The following is a 20,576-nucleotide window of genomic DNA, read 5'->3' on the forward strand; positions in this document are numbered from 1 at the left end:
TACGTATGTGTTTCATGGATTTCTCTCGGGAACTTCACGAAACTACCTATCCTAGTCTGCCCCTGCGTAAGAATGCAACCCGGCAATGATCAAATTCACACCAACGAGCGTAAACATAACGACCAAAAATCCAAGTACTGCAAGCCATGCAGACTTGCGGCCTTGCCAGCCTCTGGACAAACGCAAATGCAGGTACACACTATAATATAACCATGTTATCAAAGCCCACACCTCTTTGGGGTCCCATCCCCAGAAGCGGCTCCAGGCAATCTGGGCCCAGATCATAGCGAAAATTAATGCTCCCAATGTAAATATAGGAAATCCGATAGCAATTGCCCGATAACTAATCTCATCGAGATCATCGGCATCAATGCCATCCAGCATTGGTTGCAGAGCTTGTCCAAGCGGTCTTCTTACAATTAAACGAATAAGTCCATATAAGATCAACCCTACAATCAAAGACCAGACTACCGTATTCAGTTTACGTCCAGCATTAACTCCGTTCATCCAGGAAGGTGTCTCAAGCAAAGGTTCCTTCATGCCAAGAAACGGTTTTATGCTCTCCACTTCGCTATTATAAGGTGCAAATATAGGAGGCATGCGATAAATCACTTTCTCTATTGTACTATTTTCCTGTACCTCTGTGTCAATGCTAGCGATTTTATGAACAAAAACCGCCTCATATCCGGATGCACGGAAGGCAAAAACCGACCCGATAAACCCAACCACAACGACGATAGTGATTAATGTAAACTCAACCCATCCGCGCTGGCGTCTGGATGACTTATCCTTGCCACTGAAATCGACTGTGCGTAGCAAGTACATGAATCCCGCCGCAAAGCCTACGGCGAAGAATGCCTCGCCAAGTGCAGCCAACGTCACGTGGATTTTGAGCCATATCGATTGCAGAGCAGGGATCAGCGGCTGTACTTCCTGAGGAAATACGGCTGCATATGCCATAATAATGATGGTTAGTGGCAATGCAAATAGTCCTAGCAACGACTTGCGATATATGGCGTAAACTACAATAAATGCCACCATAATCATCATGGAAAGAAAACTCATAAACTCATACATATTACTTACTGGTATATGGCCTGCTCCAGCCCAACGTGTACCAAAAAAGATGAGATGTGCAGCTAGTGCAACAGTTGATGCAATAAAGGCTCGTTTCCCCCATCGTTCTACATGAGCTTGCGGGTCACGATTACTCCATTTCTTGCCCATGACGGCAACGCCATATAACATAAATGCAGCACAATATAGAAAAAAAGATACGATAAATGCGTCGCTGCTGAAATCCAATAAACTCATGTTTGGTTCCCCCCGTTATCCAACGACTTCTCATCCACTTCCACATTCATATGTTTTAACACAGCTGCAATCTCACGCCTAAAACCAAACCAGTTTTTGTTCGTATGGCCGCCTAGGGTGAGCTGTCCATCATCAATTCGAATCCAAATACGTCGGTGGTGCCAGTAAAAGCCCATAACCAGACCCAACATAACGATTCCTGCACCAACCCATACAAAAGGCATGGCCTTATCAATACGGATATTGAGGTAACTCACGGATTGAATGATGTCCACCTTATCCATGCTGTCAACCTCTAGCTGCAAAGGAATTTCTCCTCCATTCAGCTGTTTGTTAATTGCGTCCTGTTGAAAACGCTGTTTATCTATCTGCTTCGCAAAATACAAATACTGCATTCCCGCTTCAGGTAAATTGGGTCCCTTGATGTTAAAAAGAAAGGCAGGCGCATTCGGTGAAGGAGATTTTGATTTGGGTTCTCCATTTTCATCCAGCCCAAAATCCATATATTTTTCTTTAACACTCAGACTATAGGGTCCAGCTTCAAACGTTCGCTGCGTATCCACCATAGCAATTTGGATTGCTCCATACTTCTCACCCGTCTGGGCATTGACCAAATCAGGCGTTACCGAACGAATCGTTGGTGTCAGATCATAATCAAATTGATATGCTTTTAATCCGTGGTAATTCAGTGGATGGTTCACTCGAACATCATGTCGGTCCACCTCGGTCAATTGAGGTTTTTTCGAAGGATCCGAGCAATCTGCCGTACATTCGTACAATACCACTTTGGTTTCAAATAGTTTTGGAACGGTTTTGTTCAAATTACGGAACTGTTCTGGAACCTCATCTTCATTGTAAAATTCAACATTAAACCGTTCATTTTTCAAATACATGGAGGTATTCGGTATTTTTTTGATTTCCCCTTGGGGAAAAGCAACATGCTCATCCAGATTCAGCCCGGGAAGTCCTCGAGCAAGTACTGCGAGCAGAAAGATAATCAATCCGATATGGATAACATATGGCCCCCAGCGACTGAATCGATGTTTCTCAGCCAGCAATGCAGTACCCTCGGTATGCACGCGATAACCTTTCTTTTTAAGCGGCGTAACCGCTTTCTTAATCCAGTCTTCTGATGCCTCAGCTATGGAACCTTGGTACACCAGTCGCTGGCGTGTAAGAAACTGCATGTGTTTGCGTATTTTCTGTTTATTCAGCGCTTTGTATAGTGGAAGTACCCGGTCAAGACTGCATATGACCAGTGAGGCACCGATCAGCACCAGTAGCAAAATAAACCACCAGGATTCGTATGTATGGGACAGACCCAGCAGATAATAGATGTGACCCAATTGACCGTATGTGTCCTTGTAATATACGGATGGATCAATATTCAGAAATGTACTTTCTTGTGGATAGATCGTGCCCAACATGGAACCTACAAGTGTAAACACAATCATGTAAACAGCAATTTTGACCGATGAGAAAAAGTTCCATATGCGGTCAATAATTTTGGGATTCAAACGCTGCGAACGACGCGCCATGCCATCATAACGCATTTCCAATACTTCATCCGATTTGACCTCGGCCTCCAGCAGCGGCTTGCCGCATGCTTCACACAGCACAGTGCCCACCGGATTCTGGTGTCCGCACTCACACTTCGTATTTTGGAACACGACTAGACCTCCTGTCAGGGCTGTTTCGCCAGTTGTGAAATTTGAGCGTCAAGTGTGTCCAAATCAAGTTGACCGATATGAATGGTGGAGATTTTGCCCGTATCGGAGACAAAAAATGTCGTTGGCATCGGAGATATGCCAAAATCCCGGATCGAGTTTTTGTCACGGTCGAGCATAATCGGAAACGTAACGCCCACTTGTCGAACAAAATTTTCCACGGTCATCTGGTCTTCCCCAACATTGATACCTACAAATTGCACACCCTGGTCCTTCCATTTGTCTGCTTGCGCTTGTAGCGCAGGCATCTCTTTGACACAAGGCTCACACCATGTTCCCCAGAAGTTGATCACCATGGCTTTGCCTTTGTATTCCTCAGACGTATGAACTTGTCCATCCAGGCCCAGCAGTTCAAAAGAAGGAGCCTTGTCCCCTTCTTTTGGCTTGCCATTCGAGCCGGATACCGATGTAGTAATCGCATATCCGCCCAACACCAGGATCAATAACAAAATGACGATTTGCACCGCTCTTCTTGATTTCCCCATGTGCTGCTCCCCTTTTAAGTGACTAGCATTCGCATATAACGGTCTTGGACAACTGTGAACATCCTATGAACAATTATAGCGAATTTCGTCACAAAACTGCGGCGCTTTTATGAAAATTATGTGTCCTCACATTACCTTTTTTTCATTTTTTTGGCGGGTTCTGATTTTGCGAGCGTAATCAGGTTGTTGACTTCTTCTTTGGTTAGATTGCGTGTGAGTCCCCGTTTCAGGTTTTGAAGCAAAATACCACCAAACGAAATCCGTTTCAGACGTGTTACCGGATGGTTAATCGCTTCGAACATACGTCTAACCTGACGGTTACGCCCTTCGTAAATCGTAATAGAGATAACAGATTCATTTGCTGCAGTATCCACATCTTTGTACTCAATCTCTGCCGGAGCTGTCATACCGTCGTCCAGCATAATGCCAGTCTTTAATTTCTCCAGAGCCGTACCATGTGGAACACCTTTAACGGTTGCTTGATACGTTTTGGGTACGTGATGCTTCGGATGCGTCAACAAATGCGCAAACTCGCCATCATTGGTCAGAATGAGCAATCCTTCTGTGTCATAATCCAGACGACCCACTGGGTATACCCGTTCCTTGACACCTTTAAGATAGTCGGATACAATTTTCCGACCTTCCGGGTCTGAAGCACTTGTGATAACACCCTTCGGTTTGTTCAACATCATGTACACTTTCTTTTCACTGCGGATCGGTTTACCATTAACCGTAATCATATCCTCTTCGGGGTTCGCTTTCGTACCCAGTTCGGTTACGACCTCCCCGTTAACTTCTACTTTGCCGGACAGGATCAGTTCCTCGCTCTTGCGGCGGGATGCAATGCCTGCCTGTGCGATAATTTTTTGTAATCTTTCCATGTTTGTCATGTCACCTCACACTAATGATACCCATCAAGGCCGGAAATCACAAGGATAATCCATCGATTTTGTTAACGCAGAGGTTGTAAACACCTTTTGAGCTGCATTTATCTATGAATTTAGACCAAAAAAGCTCACCCTCTCAATGCCGGTATGCGACAGGAGCGTTAAGGTGAGCCGTTCAATTTCAACCATATGTAACCACTGCAACATGAATAAGTTTAATTGGCTACTTTACCAGCAACAACGACCTGTTTTTTCGTAGGGGTTGCACTTTCTTTAATGAAGGATTGCAACGTTTTGGAAGTAATATAATAAGTACGTCCTCCGTATACAAAGGTCATCATGCCAATAACCCGATTGTTCTGGTCCAGAACAGGGCCACCTGAATTGCCTTGTGCCACTGATTTTACGATACTGCCAATGCCCTTCTTGCCTGGAACATCAGAATCTTGTGAATTAAATACTCGGCTCTTGGCGATTGTATTATAAGTTGAAGGGAAATCTTCGTCCAACAGCACAAGTTCCCCGGCGGAATTTTTAGGAAAACCGATGGTATAGACGATTTGATTATCTTTCGCATTTGCAAACGTCACCGGTTGTGCGTCGATTTCTTTGTCCAGCTTCAGCAATGCCATATCTGTCACCGGATCTGTTTTAACGATTTTCGCTTTAACCGGCTTGTCCAGATGACCTGGGCTTGCTACAGTAAGTGTGCCTTCATCCCCATCAGACAGTTCAGCATAATCCTGAACGACATGATAGTTGGTTAGCACCTCATCCTTGGCGATCAGTATGGATGTACCTACATCATAATATACTGTATCGGGTTCATCCTGTTTGACAAGACGTACGTTCACAACTGGAAAAGAATCCGCTGTAACGGCCAACTGAGCACGTAGTTGTTTATCGAAATAACCCGTAAAATGAATCGTATTAATGGCTTGAGCCGCAGCCAGTCCCGTCTGTCCTGCAAGCAACGCAATGGCAAGCATACCTGACATACCAAAGCGGAGCATTCTTTTCCAACTCTTTTGCATGGTTCTCACTCTCCTCCGCTATCATTCTAGCATAATTCGTATATCGGAAGGAGAGGGCATATTTTTAACCAAATACAATTAAACAAATGACCAAGGCAGCAACGAAACCAACCACATCGGAAAACAACCCCACTTTGAGCGCATATCGACCATTACGTATACCTACCGCTCCAAAATAAACAGTCAATACATATAGGGTTGTATCCGTACTTCCTTGAATCGTGGAAGCCATGCGGCCAATCATCGAGTCGGGACCATAGGTTTTGATTAGGTCAGTCGTAAAGGCAAGCGAGCCTGTCCCGGTCAAAGGACGCAAAATACCGAGTGGCAATACTTCTCCCGGAACCCCCATCCAGGACACGAGTGGTGCGAATAGACTGATCACATAATCCAATGCACCGGAAGCACGGAATACACTGATCGCTACCATCATGCCAACCAGATGAGGAATAATGCTGATTGCCGTGGAGAATCCATCTTTGGCCCCATCAACAAAGGATTCGTAGACTGGGACCTTTTTGGTAAACGCATATAATGGAACAAACGCGATAATAACCGGAATGGCCCAGACGGAAATCCAGTTGATGAAGGTTAACAACGCTGCTCATCCTTTCATACCGGGATTGTCACTTTTATGTACACGCGGCGGCCTGTGAAGTGCCCTGTTTCGGTACCAGCGATCGGCTACGATGGCTGCAAATGTCGCAATAATGGTTGCCATTAGTGTTGTGCCTACAATTTCCGTGGCATTCGCGGAATGATAATTAAGTCGAATGGCTATCAGGGTTGTCGGAATAATGGTGATACTCGCTGTATTCAGAGCCAGCAAAGTGCACATGGCAGGGGACGCAGTTTGTTTATCCGGATTCAGCTCTTGCAGTTGCTGCATGGCTTTGATCCCCATTGGGGTTGCCGCGTTGCCTAGGCCGAGCAGATTGGCACTCATGTTCGATAAAATGTAGCCCATGGCTGGATGATTCCGCGGAACATCCGGGAACAAAAAGCCAACAACCGGACCCAGCAGCTTCGCGATTCGTCCCAGCAGCCCGGCATCCTCAGCCATTTTCATCATACCCATCCAAAACACGAGCACACTGATCAGCCCAAAACATACCGTTACTCCGGTTGCTGCTCCATCAAAAGCCGCTTGCGTAACGACTTCAATTTTGCCTTGTGCTGCTGCAAAAGCAAATCCGGTTACGATCATGAGAAGCCAGATTAAATTGATCAAAGGATAACCCTCCCCTCATTATGGAGATAACAAATGGCTTAATACTGCGCGCCATGCGGAAGCCCAGGTAGAAATTTCACCGATCCCTCCCAGAGTTGCATCCTCTGTCTTCGGATCTGGCGGAATATAACTTCCTTTGCGATACACAGGAATTGAACCCACAAGTTTCCCGTCAAGCTGCATATCAATTCGGCCGGCCAGTCCAAAAGAAGGATCTGTCTTTTTTGCATCTCCCTCTGTATTCTCCTGTGCACGGTTTTCGAGTAAAATCAGCTTTTTCGTCAACGAGGATGTCTCACTCTTCGCCAGTGGATAGGTGAACCCGCGGCCTGTGACCACATCCGTGTTTTGTACAAGCTGTTCTTTTTTTGCAATTTCCACCAAAGGGAAGTTTTCAAAACCGAAATCCAGCATACGTGCATGGTCATTCCAGTCATCGCCGTCATTCAGGGTTACTGCAGCAAGCTGTTGCCCATTGCGAGTAGCAGAGCTGACCAGACAACGGAACGCCTTTTTGGTATATCCGGTCTTCACGCCATCGGCTCCCTCGTACAACCGCAGCATTTTATTTTTGTTTTGCCAGGAGTACTCCCAGCTCTCATTCGGATTTGGAGCCGACTTGTTCTCTGTAGCTACAATACGTTTGAATACCGGATTCTTGAGCGCGTACGCGGTTAAGCGTGCCAGATCATTGGCGGTGGAGTAATGACCGTCTGCGTCAAGTCCATGGGGATTCATAAAATGGGAATGGGTCAGACCAATTTGCTCTGCCTTTTTGTTCATTAACAGGACAAAACCTTCTTCAGATCCACCGACATGTTCAGCAATCGCTGAGGCCGCATCGTTGCCTGATCGCAACATCAGTCCATACAGCATGTTTTCCAGCGTCATTTCTTCACCCAGTTTGAGATAGATGGACGAGCCTTCTTTGGCAAAAGCCGAAGAAGTTACCTTTACTTTGTCGTCCAGTTTACTGTGTTCAATCGCTACAATCGCCGTCATGATTTTGGTCAAGCTGGCAATTCTCAGTTCCTTATCCCCATCTTTGCTGTACAATATTCGGCCCGACGTCACATCAATGAGAGCAGCGCTTTGCGCATGGGTTGAGGGGCCAGGTATGGTTCCCTGGGCTTCAGCAAGCCCAAATGAGGGGAATAGAAACAAAGGTACAAGCATACATGCCATAAATTTCATTAATTTTCGCATCGATTCATTCCTCCGGGTCACTTGGAATCTTGTACTAGCTTATGACAGGACAACCCGAAGTATGTCCCAGTGTTAGAAAACAGCAAAAATCCCTCTCGCATGTGCACTGCGGAAGGGATTTAACCGAATCATTTAGCTGTACGTAGAAGGATCAGGTGTAACAGGAATGCCGGACTCCGCAGGTTGTGCTGTATTACGATTGCGGAACATGTCCTGGATTCTATCCATCACATACGGTGTGGAATCAATCAATTTCTCGAAAAGATGAGTTGAGTTGTCAAGCGGCACGATGTGAACACCCTGTTTGCCAACTACCAGGAACGCGATAGGACGAATGGATACGCCGCCCCCGCTTCCGCCTCCAAATGGTGAAGCAACCGATGAGGAGCTGGCATGTTCAGTGGTACTACTTCCGCCGCTTCCACCTTTGCTGCTTCCATCACTTACATGAAAATCACTGCCACCCGCAGCGAATCCGAATCCCACTTTACTGATCGGCAAAATCACGGTACCATCAGGTGTTTCAACCGCATCGCCTACGATTGTATTGACATCCACCATGGCCTTGATATTTTCCATTGCGGTTTCCATTAAGCCTTGAATTGGATGATCTGACATTTATATTCCCTCCAGTTTCATTTTAAGCTAGGTTTGATCTAACCATATCATCCCCAAACTTGAAGGGACTTATGTAAGCCAGCCATTTAACTAAACCTCAATACTTCAAACCGCTGACTTGGCAAAATAAAACCCGCAGTTGCAAAAAAACTGTAGAAAATCCCCGTATACTCGGTGTCTTCTTAATTACCGAATAGATCCAGGTAAGGCGCATAGTTCCACCCGCCACCCGCAGTCATCTTCATGAAATCAATATAACATGGGGACAATACATACACTTATATTTGCGATTTACTGTGTTGTTTCTTGAGCTTTAGCTTGCGTCTGCGCCGTTGTTCTTGTAAGAGTTTGAACCACATCCGCCATCCTCCCTCTACTTGGAGCACACGTGTTAACAACATAAATCCTGCAACCATGACTGCTGTAGTCCGGATTTTTATTTTCCAATCCAGCTCGGTTTGGAACTCCATCTCGTCTTCCCACACCGGCACAACTTGCAGGACAGGCGTTCGTTCAAGATGGATCTGATAAGAAAGATATCCAACAATGATCGACTTGATACTCCACACCCAGCCGATGAGAACAGCCGTATACGCCGCGTCGCCTACGCCAACACGGGTAGACCAGGACAAATGAGTCATATGTATACGAGTGAGTGTTTGCTTGATCCAGAGCTTTAATGCTTCCGTTGCCCTGAGCATGATTTTTACATCCTTAGCCCATTTTTTGACTTTACGTTTGTTAACACGCTCGCTGCTCTGGGCTTCTCCCCTCGAATGATTCATTCGCTGCTCCGTTTTCACCAGAAAACCTTCCTTTATATTACGAAAGACAATACTAGGAATTTCATAGTTAATACGCACAATGCCATATAGCAGCCGAACCGTAATCTTGGCATAATCATCATGATTTTGTTTCCTGAATGTAAAATGCACATGAACATACGAGATGAGGACTGCGACAAGAAGCAGTGCGATCAACAAGCCGATTCCTCCAAGCCAAATCCACACAGGCCTTACCTCCAAGCCCTCAATTCTTTTCTCGTCTAGTATGGCACTCTATATAGGAAAAAATTCACGTCTGACCTGAAAATTCCATTTAATCTTTGGACCACTCCATTGCAATCCATTCTGCTACGACGTCAAAAAACCGGCACCCTGACGGGGTACCGGTTTGGGATCGATCCAGACTCCAAAGTTATGAATTCAAAGGATCATCTTCATTATTTATATCGTTTGCATTTGCATCGTCTTCGAGATTTGTAACGTCCAGGTCCAGGTCCACATGTTGCACATCCAATTTTTCAAAGAGCAACTGTGTTTCTTCCTCCAGGTTTTCGGAATCTTCAAACAACCCTGGCTCAGGCAGATCTTTGAGCGAAGCCAGACCAAAGTAGTCCAAGAAAGACTTGGTAGTCCCATATAGAATTGGGCGTCCAATCGCCTCAGCTCGTCCCACTTCCTGAATGAGATCCTTATTCACAAGCGTATGGAGGGCACGTTCAGACTTTACGCCACGGATCTCCTCAATCTCCACCCGCGTGATGGGCTGACGATACGCCACAATAGCGAGTGTCTCCAGAGCCGCCTGGGATAAAGAGGTCCGTGCTGGTGAATAAGCCAATTTCTCAAAATAAGCCGCATGTTCCGGCAAGGTACCCAGTTGGACTACCCCCGCAATTTTAAGAATTTGTACGCCTCGTCCCTGCTTGGCAAATTCAGCGATCATTTCCTCAATCGCATCCGACACCAGTTCGGTTCGCTGATCCAAGATTTCGGCGATTTGTTTGATGCTCAGACCTTCTTCTCCGGACAAAAACAGCAGGCCTTCAATAATCGATTTCAATTTCGGAAAATCCATGATTCTTTGTTTCCCCTCTCCACTCCATAACGATATCCTCAAACATCCGCTCCTGATAACAAACAATCTGCTTCATCTTCATCAGCTCCAGCACCGCCAGAAAAGTTACAACAATCTCGTGCCGATAAATTTGGTTATCAAGCAGCTTGGAGAATAACAGCCTGCCTCCCGGTCCCATACTTTCCAACGCGCCGATGACATCGCGAATACGATCCTTAACCGAGATTTCATCCCGCTGGATCCGAGTTACGGTTGTCCGCTTCTCCGCCTTGCGCAGCGCCTTCTGGAAGGCAGCAATCAGATCCGAGGTATGCAATCCTTCGACCGGATTCGATTGTGCTTCTACAGGCATATACGGTCGTAAATCCTCGGGCTCTTTAGAGAAAATAAGGCTGCGTTCCCACTCCCGTTCGTGTAAGTGACGCGCAATTCCTTTGTATTTGCGATATTCAATCAGACGTGCAATCAGTTCTGCACGTGGATCATAATCTTCATCTTCCATATATGCATAATCCTCAAAATCCTCGATTACCGGTGGTTTGGGCAGTAATAGTTTGCTCTTGATCGACAGAAGTGTTGCCGCCATTACCAGAAATTCACTTGTAATATCCAGCTCCAGCTCCTGCATCGAATGCAGATACGCCATATATTGATCGGTAATATCGCTGATGGGAATATCCTGGATATGAATCTCTGCCTTATCGATCAGATGAAGCAGCAGATCCAAAGGCCCTTCAAAAGTCTCCAGTTTGTATGTAACTACCGTCACTAGACGAATCCTCCCGCCAGAAAAATAAAAACCCCCGCTAAGCCGCCGAATCCGGTCTCCCGTTTTCGTCTGCGCTGAGCAGGGCACTATATTAAATAAGCACTATTTTAGCTGTTTCGTCAAGTTCGCCATTTCAATAGCGGCAGTAGCTGCATCCCAGCCTTTGTTTCCTGCCTTTGTTCCAGCACGCTCAATAGCCTGTTCAATATTCTCTGTAGTAACCAGGCCGAAGATTGTAGGTACGCCTGTTTTAAGGTTAATTGCGGCTACACCCTTAGCCATCTCATTACACACATAATCATAATGTGTTGTTGAACCACGGATAACCGTCCCCAACGTAATGACAGCATCGTATTTTCCACTTTCAGCCATTTTTTGGGCAATCAACGGGATCTCAAAGGCTCCTGGAACCCAGGCTACATCCACTTCATTATCTTGTACACCGTGACGTTTGAACGCATCCAGTGCTCCGCTGAGCAATTTACTTGTAATGAATTCGTTAAAACGTCCTACAACCACTCCATATTTTAATCCTTCTGATACCAAATGTCCTTCAAAAAAGTGTGGCATTCAAGTCATCTCCCTAATTGTATTATATGATGTACGCAGCTGATCTTCGGCGAATATATCATCCTGTTCAACCTCAGAAAAGCTACTCAGTTTTTTTCTTCATTCTGCTCGATATCGTCGAACTTTAACATATGGCCGAGCTTCGCCTGCTTCGTGTGCAAGTAGACCGTATTATCCTCGTTCTCTTCCATCTGAATCGGAACTCGTTCCACCACTTCAAGTCCGTAGCCTTCAAGCCCTTTAATTTTGCGTGGATTATTGGTTAACAACCGGATTTGACGAACGCCAAGATCTTTGAGAATTTGGGCACCAATGCCGTAATCTCGAAGATCGGCAGCAAACCCAAGCTTCAGATTGGCATCCACGGTGTCCAGACCTTCCTCTTGCAGTTTGTAGGCTTTTAGCTTGTTGATCAGTCCAATGCCTCGTCCTTCCTGTCTCATATAGAGCAGGACGCCATTGCCTTCGTCATGGATCTGTTTCAATGCTGCATCGAATTGTGGACCACAGTCGCATCGATGAGAATGGAATACATCCCCTGTGAGACATTCGGAGTGTACGCGGACCAATACAGGCTTCGATCCGTCAATTTCGCCTTTAACCAAAGCGACATGCTCCTTGTTGTCCACTGCATTTGTGTATGCCACCGCCTGGAATTCACCAAAGTCCGTTGGCATACGTACAGCTACTTCGCGTTTAACCAACTGTTCCTTCTCATTCCGGTACCGAATCATGTCCTGAATGCTGATCAGCTTCAGATCATGCTTGCGGGCAATCTCCTGCAGATCCGGAAGTCTGGCCATCGTGCCATCTTCCTTAATCACTTCACAGATTACACCTGCCGGATAGGAACCGCACATAATAGCGAGATCTACAGCCGCTTCCGTGTGGCCCGCGCGTCGTAGCACACCGCCATCTTTAGCGATAAGTGGGAACATGTGGCCCGGCTTGCGGAAATCTCCGCTTTTCGCTTCGGGATCGATTAGACCCTTAACTGTAATGGAGCGTTCATGAGCCGAGATGCCCGTTGTGGTATCTTTATGATCTACAGAGACGGTAAAGGCCGTCCCATGAAAGTCCGTATTTTGCTGAACCATAGGTTTCAGGTTGAGTTCATCGGCACGTTGCTGCGTAATGGGAACACATACCAGACCTCTGCCTTCGGTAATCATGAAATTGATCACTTCAGGTGTAGCCTTTTCCGCCAAAGCGATAAAGTCGCCTTCATTCTCCCGATCCTCATCATCCACCACAATGACGGGTTTACCCTGCATAAGATCGTAGATGGCTTCCTCAATAGGATTCAGAATGGATTGCTCTGCTGACATAGGTCCCCCTCCAGTTTCCATTTCAATTTATATTTATGGTTATTCAATTAGTTAAGCAAATCCGTGATTAGCGAGGAAATCCTCACTGATACTTCTCGGCTTGCCCGCACCGGTCTCCTGATGTCCTTTACCATAGTGCAGCAGATGATCCACATATTTGCCCAAAATATCACACTCAATATTGATGGTATCTCCCGTCTTTTTCACATTTAATACGGTCTCACCAATGGTATGTGGAATAATGGATACAGTAAATGCGGTCTGTGAAGAATGCACAACGGTCAGACTAATTCCGTCCAGGGTTACAGACCCTTTGGGTATCAGATATTTGAACAGCTGCGTATCATCAGGTTTGATCTCGAAAACAATTGCATTCTGGTCACGTGTAATGCTGCCAATGACCCCAGTGCCATCGACATGGCCCTGAACGATATGCCCGCCAAAACGTCCACCTGACAGCATGGCTCGCTCCAGATTAACTTTACTGCCGGATTGCAATTGACTAAGATTGGTATGTCGATATGTCTCGGGCATCACATCGGCAGTAAATCCGCCACCCTCCAGGGTTGTCGCAGTTAAGCATACCCCGTTTACAGCCACACTATCGCCAATCTTCAAGTCGTTCATGATGGCGGAAGCTCCGATATTCAGGACCATCGCTTCGCCTTTCCGACCTATCCGCCGGATCTGACCGACTTCTTCCACCAAACCGGTAAACATGCTACCGCCTCCTTTATTTATTTCGTTATCGTTAATTCATTTATTCAGGCCAAACCGGAATTCCGCCAATGCTGATATTATCTCCAACTTGCTCAATTTCCAGCTGATGTAATTGAATCGCCTGACTCATGCGCTCTACACCCTCAAAGCGGAAACTGCCTGGTGTTTCGTATCCTCCGACAATTTTCGGAGCAATGAACATGAGCAGCCGATCTACCAACCGTGCTTCCAGCATGGACCCATTCAGTGTGCCCCCACCTTCAAGCAGAATCGAACCAATCTCACGCTCACCGAGCTTGCTGAGTGCACTCAGTAGATCAACACGTGGTCCTGGACCACAACGTATAATCTCCACCCCATAGGCTTCTAGCCGCTCAGCCGCTTCAGGGCTCGCCTCATCCGTTGTAAGCACCCAGGTTGGGGCAAGGCCATCCTTGACCATTTTGGCGCCTACAGGCAGACGTAGCTTGGAATCGACCACGATTCGTACCGGGCTGATCCCTTCCACTTGCAAGCGAGTCGTGAGTTCGGGATTGTCTGCAATGACCGTTTCCACACCAACCATAATTCCTTGATGGCGATGGCGAAGCGCGTGTACGATCTCGCGAGCTGACTCGTTAGAGATCCATTTGCTGTCACCGCTACGCGTAGCGATTTTGCCATCCAGTGTAGAGGCCGTCTTTAAAGTTACAAAGGGGAGACCTGTTGTGATGTATTTAATGAATTTCTCGTTCATCCGTCTTCCGCGCTCGCGCAACACTCCAACCTCAACTTCGATCCCTTGTTGACGCAGCATGCTGATACCTCTGCCGGAGACTTGCGGATTCGGATCTTCGCAGCATACGACGACACGTTTCACTTTCTCATGAATGAGACGTTCGCTGCATGGTGGGGTCTTTCCATAATGACTACAGGGTTCGAGCGTAACGTACACTGTACTGCCTTCAGCATCACTGCCTGCCATGTTCAGCGCATGAACCTCTGCATGACCGGTTCCACGTTTGAGATGACTTCCGAGGCCCACGATACGTCCTTCTTTTACCACGACACAACCTACTACCGGATTGATTCCGGTCTGTCCTTGTGCCCGCTCTGCCATATCCAGTGCCAGCGCCATATAAAATTCATCATTAATCATTTCCAAGTCCGTTCACCCCACGGTTAAAATCTTAGTTATATACCTCCCTTCCAACAGAGAGGCATGTTCCATATCCAATAAAAAATCCCCGTCGAACAAACCGTTCGATGGGGATGATGAGAGACATGTGTCACCAGCAGTACTATTGATACATTGCCAACAACACATCGCCCAAAACTTCATTTCAGGCAAGTGAAAGCAGACACATACCTTAATGAACTTCAATTACAGGTAAAGAGCTTCTATGATGTGGCATATGTATGAAGATTGCCGGAAGTAACCGGATTTCTCCCTGCACAGGAAATGAATTCGTCAAAAACTGTACAGCAACACTACTGCGGAATGCGGCCCCTAAGGACTGCACCCTCTCCTTCTCCCATCCAGACTATACTGTCGGTTCTGGAATTACACCAGATCAGCCATCTGCCACAGGCAGACGGGTCACGGACTTTGCATCAATGCTGGATAGATATCCTCACATACTGCATCACCGCCGGTAGGGAATTACACCCTGCCCTGAAGGATTCGTTGCGTTATTAATTGGATGTTAGCACTTTAATGCCAAAAAATCAATTGTTTTTTGTTCCTTTTTGTCACATACTAACTTTTAATAAGCTTAAGTGTAATAAAAAACCGCTTCGCTAATTGCGAAACGGTTTACATACGGTTACTGATTAAGCTTCTACAACTTCAACAGTCTCCATTTTGTCTTTACCTTCGAAAGCGTCCACGAACTCCATACCTTTGGTTACTTTACCAAATACAGTATGTTGTCCATCCAAATGTGGTTGCGGTTGGTAGCAGATGTAGAACTGGCTTCCGCCTGTGTTACGGCCTGCATGTGCCATAGCCAATGTTCCACGCTCATGTTTGTTCGGGTTGATTTCACAGTTGATTGTGTAACCAGGACCGCCTGCACCGGAACCGTTAGGGCATCCGCCTTGAGCTACAAAGCCCGGAATAACACGGTGGAATACAAGACCGTTGTAGAAACCGGAGTTAGCCAGTTTCTCAAAGTTTGCTACTGTGTTTGGAGCTTCTTGATCGAACAAATCGATTACAACTTCTCCGCCGTTTGCCATTTTGATTTTCGCTTGTTTCGCCATATGTAAATGACTCCTTTCGTATTGACCATCGTTAATGGTGCCAGAACGCATGACCCTGGGCCAAGCTTTATAGCACTTTTCTTAGTGTACACCGAAAATGGATTGATCGCAAAATAATCAGCAAGATTTTTTCAAAATCCAGCCCTAAAGATGCAAAAGAAGACAAAAAAGGAGTGTCCTTTTTTGTCTTCTTCATATAGAGCTCAGCTAGATGTCCTTAAATTAACGGGTAACCGGCTGTTTAGCAATGCGTTCAGGCACCAGATCATTCTGGATAATGTCCTGATACGTCTCACGGCGTACGACAACATCCCCTTGACCGTCTTTGACAAATACAACTGCCGGACGACGAATCCGGTTGTAGTTGCTTGCCATGGAGTAGTTGTACGCGCCTGTGCAAGCTACTGCGAGCAGATCGCCGCTTTGCACTTTAGGCAGGTCCAGATCCCAAATCAGCATATCGCCGCTCTCACAGCATTTACCAGCAACAGATACCGTTTCCTGAGCAGCCTCATTTGCACGGTTTGCCAATACAGCTTCATATTTCGACTCATACAGTGCTGGACGCGGATTGTCTGTCATTCCACCATCCACAGCTACGTATTTACGAACTCCTGGAATATCTTTGCTTGTTCCAACAGTGTAGAGCGTTGTTCCTGCTTCACCTACGATGCTGCGGCCTGGTTCAACCCAGATCTCAGGCACAGCATAGCCGATTTGAGCAAAGTGATTTTTCACCGCATCCGTGATGGCTTTCACGTATTGTGAAACTTCAAGCGGTGTATCTCCATCAATATAGCGGATACCGAAGCCACCGCCCAGATTAACCACTTTGAATGCCACGTTAAGACGCTCATACACATCTGCTGCAAACTCAGCAACGCGTTGAACTGCCATTTGGAATCCTTCAACTTCAAAAATTTGTGATCCGATGTGTGAATGCACACCGAGTAAAACTAAGTTCGACTGCTTGGAAGCCAATTCAATGGCTTCAAATGCCGTTCCGTTTCCGATATCGAATCCAAATTTGGAATCCGTTTGTCCTGTCGAGATATATTCATGCGTATGCGCTTCAACACCAGGCGTCACACGCAGCAAAATGTTAACTTTGCGATTTTTGTCTGCGGCTACAGCTTGCAGCAAGTGCAATTCATTGAAGTTATCCACAACAAAGCAGCCAATCTCTGCATCAAGCGCCATTTCGATCTCTTCCAGCGTTTTGTTGTTGCCGTGGAAATGAATACGCTCTGCCGGGAACCCGGCTTGCAGTGCCGTGAACAATTCACCATCGGATACAACATCCAGGGAAAGTCCTTCTTCCGCAGCAAGGGCACACATGGCCATTACGCAGAATGCTTTACTTGCATAAGCAACCTGGAAACCCAGGCCTGAAGCACGGAACGCTTCCATGTACTCTCTGCAGCGCTCACGAACCAATTGCTCGTCCACAACATACAGGGGAGTTCCAAATTGTTCTTTCAAGTCGGTTGTATCGACTCCGCCAATTTCCAGATGTCCCTGTGCATTTATTTTACTTGTACCATGTAAATACATAATCTGCATTCCTCACTTTTTTATATACTGGAACAACTGTTATTCCAATGATTTTACACCAGTATATCAAATTAGAAAATGAGAAGAATGGATTTTTCGGCAGATCATTTGTGTTTTTTACTTTTTTGCAGTTCACCATCCGGGTCTTCATCCATTTTGGTATTGTCACGCGTTTTGTTGATCGAAGGACGTTTTTTATTTTCCAACAGTGGCAAACGGAACAAAAAGTTACCCAAAGCCTTTGCATTAAACGGTATGAATGGCCAGAGATACGAAGAGTTGTAGGAGCGATGCAAGGTAAGCGCCACTATAATGAACGTCGTCCCAACAACGAAGCCGGGAACCTTGAATATCGCCACAGCAACCAACAAAAACAACCTGACCAATCGATTCGCCAAACCAAGCTCATAACTGGGTGTTGCAAACATACCAATCGCGGCAATCGCCATGTAAAGTACAACTTCATTCACAAAATAGCCTGTTTTCACGGCGATATCCCCGACCAAAATGGCTGCAATCAAACCCATGGCCGAAGCGAGTGGCGTCGGAGTATGGACTGCTGCCATCCGCAATAAATCGACCCCGAATTCAATAAGCAGGAACTGCAGAATCAGCGGAAGCTGGGCATTCTCGTGAGGACCGATGAACTCCATTCCTGCTGGCTTAATGGCAGGGTCAATAACCATCAACAACCACAGCGGCAACAGGAAAAGCGAAATCAGAATACCCCCAAATCGTACCCAGCGCAGATAGGTTCCCATAAAGGCGGTCTGTCTGTTCTCTTCCGCATGCTCACACAGATCAAAAAAGGTCGTGGGCAGAATCATCACACTGGGTGAAGTGTCTACAAAAACAACAACCCGTCCGTCCATCAGATGGGAAGCTGTCACATCCGGTCGTTCCGAATAACGAACCAACGGATATGGGTGCCAGCCCTTGTTAATAATCGCTTCTTCAAGCTGCTTATCGGCAGCAGGGATACCGTCGATATTTACTCGTTTAATTTTTTCACGAACGGAATCCACCTGAACCTTGTCCACGATATCGTCAATGTATACAACACAGACATCCGTTTGAGATCTCCGTCCGACCTGCATAATTTCAAACTTTAATCCTGGGTCCCGTATTCTTCGGCGCACTAACGCCACGTTGGTCAGAAGTGTCTCCGTGAATCCGTCTCTTGAACCACGCACCACTCTCTCCAGCGAAGGTTCCTCTGGGGAACGTACCGGATAGCTACGGGTATCCATAATAATAACGGAACGATCCCCTTCGACAAACATGGCACTCATGCCTGTGAGGACCTTGTTGATAACGGCGCTCATTTTCTCCACTCGCTCAACTTGAATATGAGGAATGTAACATTCGAAATACGACTTCAACGCATGTCCGGACACTTGCTCCGGTGTAAGATAGGTTAACCTTTTTAACACTTCAAGCAGAATCTCATCCTTGGCAAATCCAGTTAGCAGCAACAATCCAACGTGTTTGCCGCCCAAGACCATCTCCCTCATATTCACATCAAAGGACTCCCCAAGTCCCAACACTTGCTGAAGCGTATATTTGTTATCACTCATGCGAGGGGATATATCGTCGTTTTCCTGCCAATATTCTACCGATTCCTCAATACTGTCAGACATTTCATTTTGCTTCTTTTTTTCGTAAGCCTTCTTTTCTTCTTCCTCCTGAATCTCATAAGGAGATTTATGCATCATCTCTTCGGATGTTGCTTCGCTGGATTCATGCCCGTCGTTGTCCGATCTTACGTCCATTTCCATCCTCCTTAGGCCTAACGTTTTAACGCTGGTATACAAAGAAGTCAAACAGAGAGCCTGTCATCTTCCCCAAAATCATGGCAAGCAGCAATCCAAATAAATAAGATTTCATTCCAAGTCGTTTCGCCAGCACTGGCAGTACATTCAGCACTTCAGTCAGTGCCGCAGCAAGCAGACCGATGAACACACCGCAAAACAGTCCGATGATCGGGCTGAGCAACAGCACTCCATGCACTTTCCAGTGCCAAAAATCCGCAACGGTACCGAGCAGCGAACCTCCGATCAATGCCCCTTCATACCAATGTGTTTTGTCATAGGTTCGCGTAAGCTGAGCTAGTCTGGGAATCATATCAAGCACGAGAATAAGCGCAATCACACCGCTTCCAACGGCGATTCCCCCCGCAATGCCCAGCACAATGCTGATTGCTCCGTTAAGAACGCTCATCCGCATTCATCTCCCTGCGTTCCTCTTCATGCATACGTTCGGTTTCTTCTATCACCACATACTTGTCTACATTTTGCTGATATAGGAACATTTCCACTTCCAAAGGGGTAGGTTCTTCATTCCACTTTTTCTTGAATAAATGATTGAAGAACACGGCCATGCCAAACCCGATCCCGATGGAATACGCCACCTGAAACAGATACGGATGCTCATCCCGGCGACCTGTAATCATCTCAACAATTCGAATCTGAACTTCCTGCATGTTTACGTCCGCATGAAAATTCATAATGGTCAATGCTGATCCAAAGAAAAGCAGCAGCCACACCAGGATGAACAGAGATTTGGAAGGCTTGCCACTTCCCACAACCACCTCAACAAGCGTGTGACCCGATCCGATCAATTCAACAGTGACACCTGGCAAGGCCCGACGGATCTGGGGAATGATCTGCAATATATCAACGAGGATCAGATTGCCGTCCTCCGGTCCGGGGCGCAGCAATTCAAGCTCAAGCAACCTGCCTTCCTGTTCCTCGGGAGAGGTGAGCAAGTGAGCTACATCCCCAAGCTTGACACTTCGGCCCCTTTGGATACGAATACGGCTGCGCAAACGAACATAGACCGTTGGAGTGGGTGTCAGGGACATCCGAAACACTCCTTTACTGCGTAATTTAGGTTAGTATTTGAAGAATGTGCAAATTTATTACATTATGGTTGGAAAAAGGTTGTGTGGGCCCTGCTGGCGCTTCGGGATGGATCGGCCATCGGTCGCTGTTATCCCCGGATTTCTTGAATCTCCTTTATCAAGGAGG

The 20,576-nt window shown here is 46.4% G+C and carries 21 protein-coding genes and 1 riboswitch; all 21 genes read right to left on the reverse strand.

Translation table 11 applies throughout. The annotated features are described in order from the left end of the window. Window positions 1-51: 51 nt before the first annotated feature. Window positions 52-1,314: a cytochrome c biogenesis protein CcsA gene (ccsA, locus tag ACDJ58_RS18840; RefSeq protein WP_413372372.1), complete on the reverse strand. Its 1,263-nt coding sequence runs from the start codon at window positions 1,312-1,314 to the stop codon at window positions 52-54. Next, window positions 1,311-2,984: a cytochrome c biogenesis protein ResB gene (locus ACDJ58_RS18845; protein ID WP_413372373.1), complete on the reverse strand. Its 1,674-nt coding sequence runs from the start codon at window positions 2,982-2,984 to the stop codon at window positions 1,311-1,313. Before ACDJ58_RS18845 ends, ccsA begins: the two co-directional genes overlap by 4 nt. Window positions 2,985-2,998: 14 nt before the next feature. Beyond that, the gene (locus ACDJ58_RS18850) at window positions 2,999-3,526 is read right to left on the reverse strand and encodes a redoxin domain-containing protein (RefSeq protein ID WP_063568320.1); all 528 of its coding nucleotides are present in this window, start codon (window positions 3,524-3,526) and stop codon (window positions 2,999-3,001) included. A gap of 131 nt (window positions 3,527-3,657) precedes the next feature. Continuing rightward, window positions 3,658-4,407 carry a pseudouridine synthase gene (locus ACDJ58_RS18855; protein WP_413372374.1) on the reverse strand — a complete coding sequence of 250 codons (750 nt, stop codon included), beginning with the start codon at window positions 4,405-4,407 and terminating at the stop codon, window positions 3,658-3,660. Between the two features lie 221 nt (window positions 4,408-4,628). Next, window positions 4,629-5,447 (reverse strand): S1 family peptidase, encoded by an 819-nt coding sequence (locus tag ACDJ58_RS18860; RefSeq protein ID WP_413372375.1) that lies wholly within the window; start codon window positions 5,445-5,447, stop codon window positions 4,629-4,631. A gap of 64 nt (window positions 5,448-5,511) precedes the next feature. Further along, window positions 5,512-6,045, reverse strand: coding sequence for a spore maturation protein (locus tag ACDJ58_RS18865; RefSeq protein WP_413372376.1), 534 nt, complete (start codon window positions 6,043-6,045; stop codon window positions 5,512-5,514). Window positions 6,046-6,051: 6 nt separating this feature from the next. Further along, window positions 6,052-6,678 (reverse strand): nucleoside recognition domain-containing protein, encoded by a 627-nt coding sequence (locus ACDJ58_RS18870; protein WP_063568316.1) that lies wholly within the window; start codon window positions 6,676-6,678, stop codon window positions 6,052-6,054. A gap of 18 nt (window positions 6,679-6,696) precedes the next feature. Next, a complete protein-coding gene (locus tag ACDJ58_RS18875; protein WP_413372377.1) occupies window positions 6,697-7,884 on the reverse strand; it encodes a D-alanyl-D-alanine carboxypeptidase family protein in 1,188 nt (395 codons plus the stop codon). Window positions 7,885-8,016: 132 nt separating this feature from the next. Beyond that, complete coding sequence (ytfJ, locus tag ACDJ58_RS18880) at window positions 8,017-8,502, reverse strand: GerW family sporulation protein (protein WP_413372378.1); 486 nt, start codon at window positions 8,500-8,502, stop codon at window positions 8,017-8,019. A 278-nt stretch (window positions 8,503-8,780) separates the two neighbouring features. Continuing rightward, window positions 8,781-9,512, reverse strand: a complete 732-nt coding sequence (locus ACDJ58_RS18885) for a DUF2953 domain-containing protein (protein WP_413372379.1) — start codon at window positions 9,510-9,512, stop codon at window positions 8,781-8,783. A gap of 187 nt (window positions 9,513-9,699) precedes the next feature. Then, the gene (gene scpB, locus ACDJ58_RS18890) at window positions 9,700-10,362 is read right to left on the reverse strand and encodes an SMC-Scp complex subunit ScpB (protein ID WP_413372380.1); all 663 of its coding nucleotides are present in this window, start codon (window positions 10,360-10,362) and stop codon (window positions 9,700-9,702) included. Next, window positions 10,331-11,131, reverse strand: a complete 801-nt coding sequence (locus ACDJ58_RS18895) for a segregation and condensation protein A (protein ID WP_024630942.1) — start codon at window positions 11,129-11,131, stop codon at window positions 10,331-10,333. Before ACDJ58_RS18895 ends, scpB begins: the two co-directional genes overlap by 32 nt. A 102-nt stretch (window positions 11,132-11,233) precedes the next feature. Continuing rightward, window positions 11,234-11,701 carry a 6,7-dimethyl-8-ribityllumazine synthase gene (ribE, locus tag ACDJ58_RS18900; RefSeq protein WP_062324408.1) on the reverse strand — a complete coding sequence of 156 codons (468 nt, stop codon included), beginning with the start codon at window positions 11,699-11,701 and terminating at the stop codon, window positions 11,234-11,236. A gap of 86 nt (window positions 11,702-11,787) precedes the next feature. Continuing rightward, window positions 11,788-13,029, reverse strand: a complete 1,242-nt coding sequence (locus tag ACDJ58_RS18905) for a bifunctional 3,4-dihydroxy-2-butanone-4-phosphate synthase/GTP cyclohydrolase II (RefSeq protein WP_413372381.1) — start codon at window positions 13,027-13,029, stop codon at window positions 11,788-11,790. 51 nt (window positions 13,030-13,080) lie between these two features. Next, on the reverse strand, window positions 13,081-13,749 hold the full coding sequence (gene ribE, locus ACDJ58_RS18910) for a riboflavin synthase (protein WP_413372382.1): 669 nt from the start codon (window positions 13,747-13,749) through the stop codon (window positions 13,081-13,083). 40 nt (window positions 13,750-13,789) lie between these two features. Further along, the gene (gene ribD / locus ACDJ58_RS18915; RefSeq protein ID WP_063565740.1) at window positions 13,790-14,893 is read right to left on the reverse strand and encodes a bifunctional diaminohydroxyphosphoribosylaminopyrimidine deaminase/5-amino-6-(5-phosphoribosylamino)uracil reductase RibD; all 1,104 of its coding nucleotides are present in this window, start codon (window positions 14,891-14,893) and stop codon (window positions 13,790-13,792) included. A 358-nt stretch (window positions 14,894-15,251) separates the two neighbouring features. After that, a riboswitch (FMN riboswitch) is annotated at window positions 15,252-15,415 on the reverse strand. A 146-nt stretch (window positions 15,416-15,561) separates the two neighbouring features. Continuing rightward, window positions 15,562-15,993 carry a peptidylprolyl isomerase gene (locus ACDJ58_RS18920; protein ID WP_301246431.1) on the reverse strand — a complete coding sequence of 144 codons (432 nt, stop codon included), beginning with the start codon at window positions 15,991-15,993 and terminating at the stop codon, window positions 15,562-15,564. 222 nt (window positions 15,994-16,215) lie between these two features. After that, window positions 16,216-17,547, reverse strand: a complete 1,332-nt coding sequence (lysA, locus tag ACDJ58_RS18925; RefSeq protein ID WP_063565739.1) for a diaminopimelate decarboxylase — start codon at window positions 17,545-17,547, stop codon at window positions 16,216-16,218. A gap of 104 nt (window positions 17,548-17,651) precedes the next feature. Next, window positions 17,652-19,262 (reverse strand): spore germination protein, encoded by a 1,611-nt coding sequence (locus ACDJ58_RS18930; protein ID WP_413379739.1) that lies wholly within the window; start codon window positions 19,260-19,262, stop codon window positions 17,652-17,654. An 82-nt stretch (window positions 19,263-19,344) separates the two neighbouring features. After that, window positions 19,345-19,767 (reverse strand): stage V sporulation protein AB, encoded by a 423-nt coding sequence (locus ACDJ58_RS18935; protein ID WP_024630950.1) that lies wholly within the window; start codon window positions 19,765-19,767, stop codon window positions 19,345-19,347. Further along, window positions 19,754-20,410: a stage V sporulation protein AA gene (locus ACDJ58_RS18940; RefSeq protein ID WP_413372384.1), complete on the reverse strand. Its 657-nt coding sequence runs from the start codon at window positions 20,408-20,410 to the stop codon at window positions 19,754-19,756. Before ACDJ58_RS18940 ends, ACDJ58_RS18935 begins: the two co-directional genes overlap by 14 nt. Window positions 20,411-20,576: the final 166 nt, after the last annotated feature.

It is taken from the genome of Paenibacillus taichungensis, from assembly GCF_047302525.1.
Classification (GTDB): domain Bacteria; phylum Bacillota; class Bacilli; order Paenibacillales; family Paenibacillaceae; genus Paenibacillus; species Paenibacillus taichungensis_B.

Coding starts and splice junctions, on each gene's coding strand:
- ccsA (WP_413372372.1), bottom strand. CDS start 1,314: ATGAGTTTATTGGATTTCAGCAGCGACGCATTTATCGTATCTTTTTTT.
- ACDJ58_RS18850 (WP_063568320.1), bottom strand. CDS start 3,526: ATGGGGAAATCAAGAAGAGCGGTGCAAATCGTCATTTTGTTATTGATC.
- ACDJ58_RS18855 (WP_413372374.1), bottom strand. CDS start 4,407: ATGGAAAGATTACAAAAAATTATCGCACAGGCAGGCATTGCATCCCGC.
- ACDJ58_RS18860 (WP_413372375.1), bottom strand. CDS start 5,447: ATGCAAAAGAGTTGGAAAAGAATGCTCCGCTTTGGTATGTCAGGTATG.
- ACDJ58_RS18875 (WP_413372377.1), bottom strand. CDS start 7,884: ATGCGAAAATTAATGAAATTTATGGCATGTATGCTTGTACCTTTGTTT.
- ytfJ (WP_413372378.1), bottom strand. CDS start 8,502: ATGTCAGATCATCCAATTCAAGGCTTAATGGAAACCGCAATGGAAAAT.
- scpB (WP_413372380.1), bottom strand. CDS start 10,362: ATGGATTTTCCGAAATTGAAATCGATTATTGAAGGCCTGCTGTTTTTG.
- ribE (WP_062324408.1), bottom strand. CDS start 11,701: ATGCCACACTTTTTTGAAGGACATTTGGTATCAGAAGGATTAAAATAT.
- ACDJ58_RS18905 (WP_413372381.1), bottom strand. CDS start 13,029: ATGTCAGCAGAGCAATCCATTCTGAATCCTATTGAGGAAGCCATCTAC.
- ribE (WP_413372382.1), bottom strand. CDS start 13,749: ATGTTTACCGGTTTGGTGGAAGAAGTCGGTCAGATCCGGCGGATAGGT.
- ACDJ58_RS18920 (WP_301246431.1), bottom strand. CDS start 15,993: ATGGCGAAACAAGCGAAAATCAAAATGGCAAACGGCGGAGAAGTTGTA.
- lysA (WP_063565739.1), bottom strand. CDS start 17,547: ATGTATTTACATGGTACAAGTAAAATAAATGCACAGGGACATCTGGAA.
- ACDJ58_RS18930 (WP_413379739.1), bottom strand. CDS start 19,262: ATGATGCATAAATCTCCTTATGAGATTCAGGAGGAAGAAGAAAAGAAG.
- ACDJ58_RS18935 (WP_024630950.1), bottom strand. CDS start 19,767: ATGAGCGTTCTTAACGGAGCAATCAGCATTGTGCTGGGCATTGCGGGG.
- ACDJ58_RS18940 (WP_413372384.1), bottom strand. CDS start 20,410: ATGTCCCTGACACCCACTCCAACGGTCTATGTTCGTTTGCGCAGCCGT.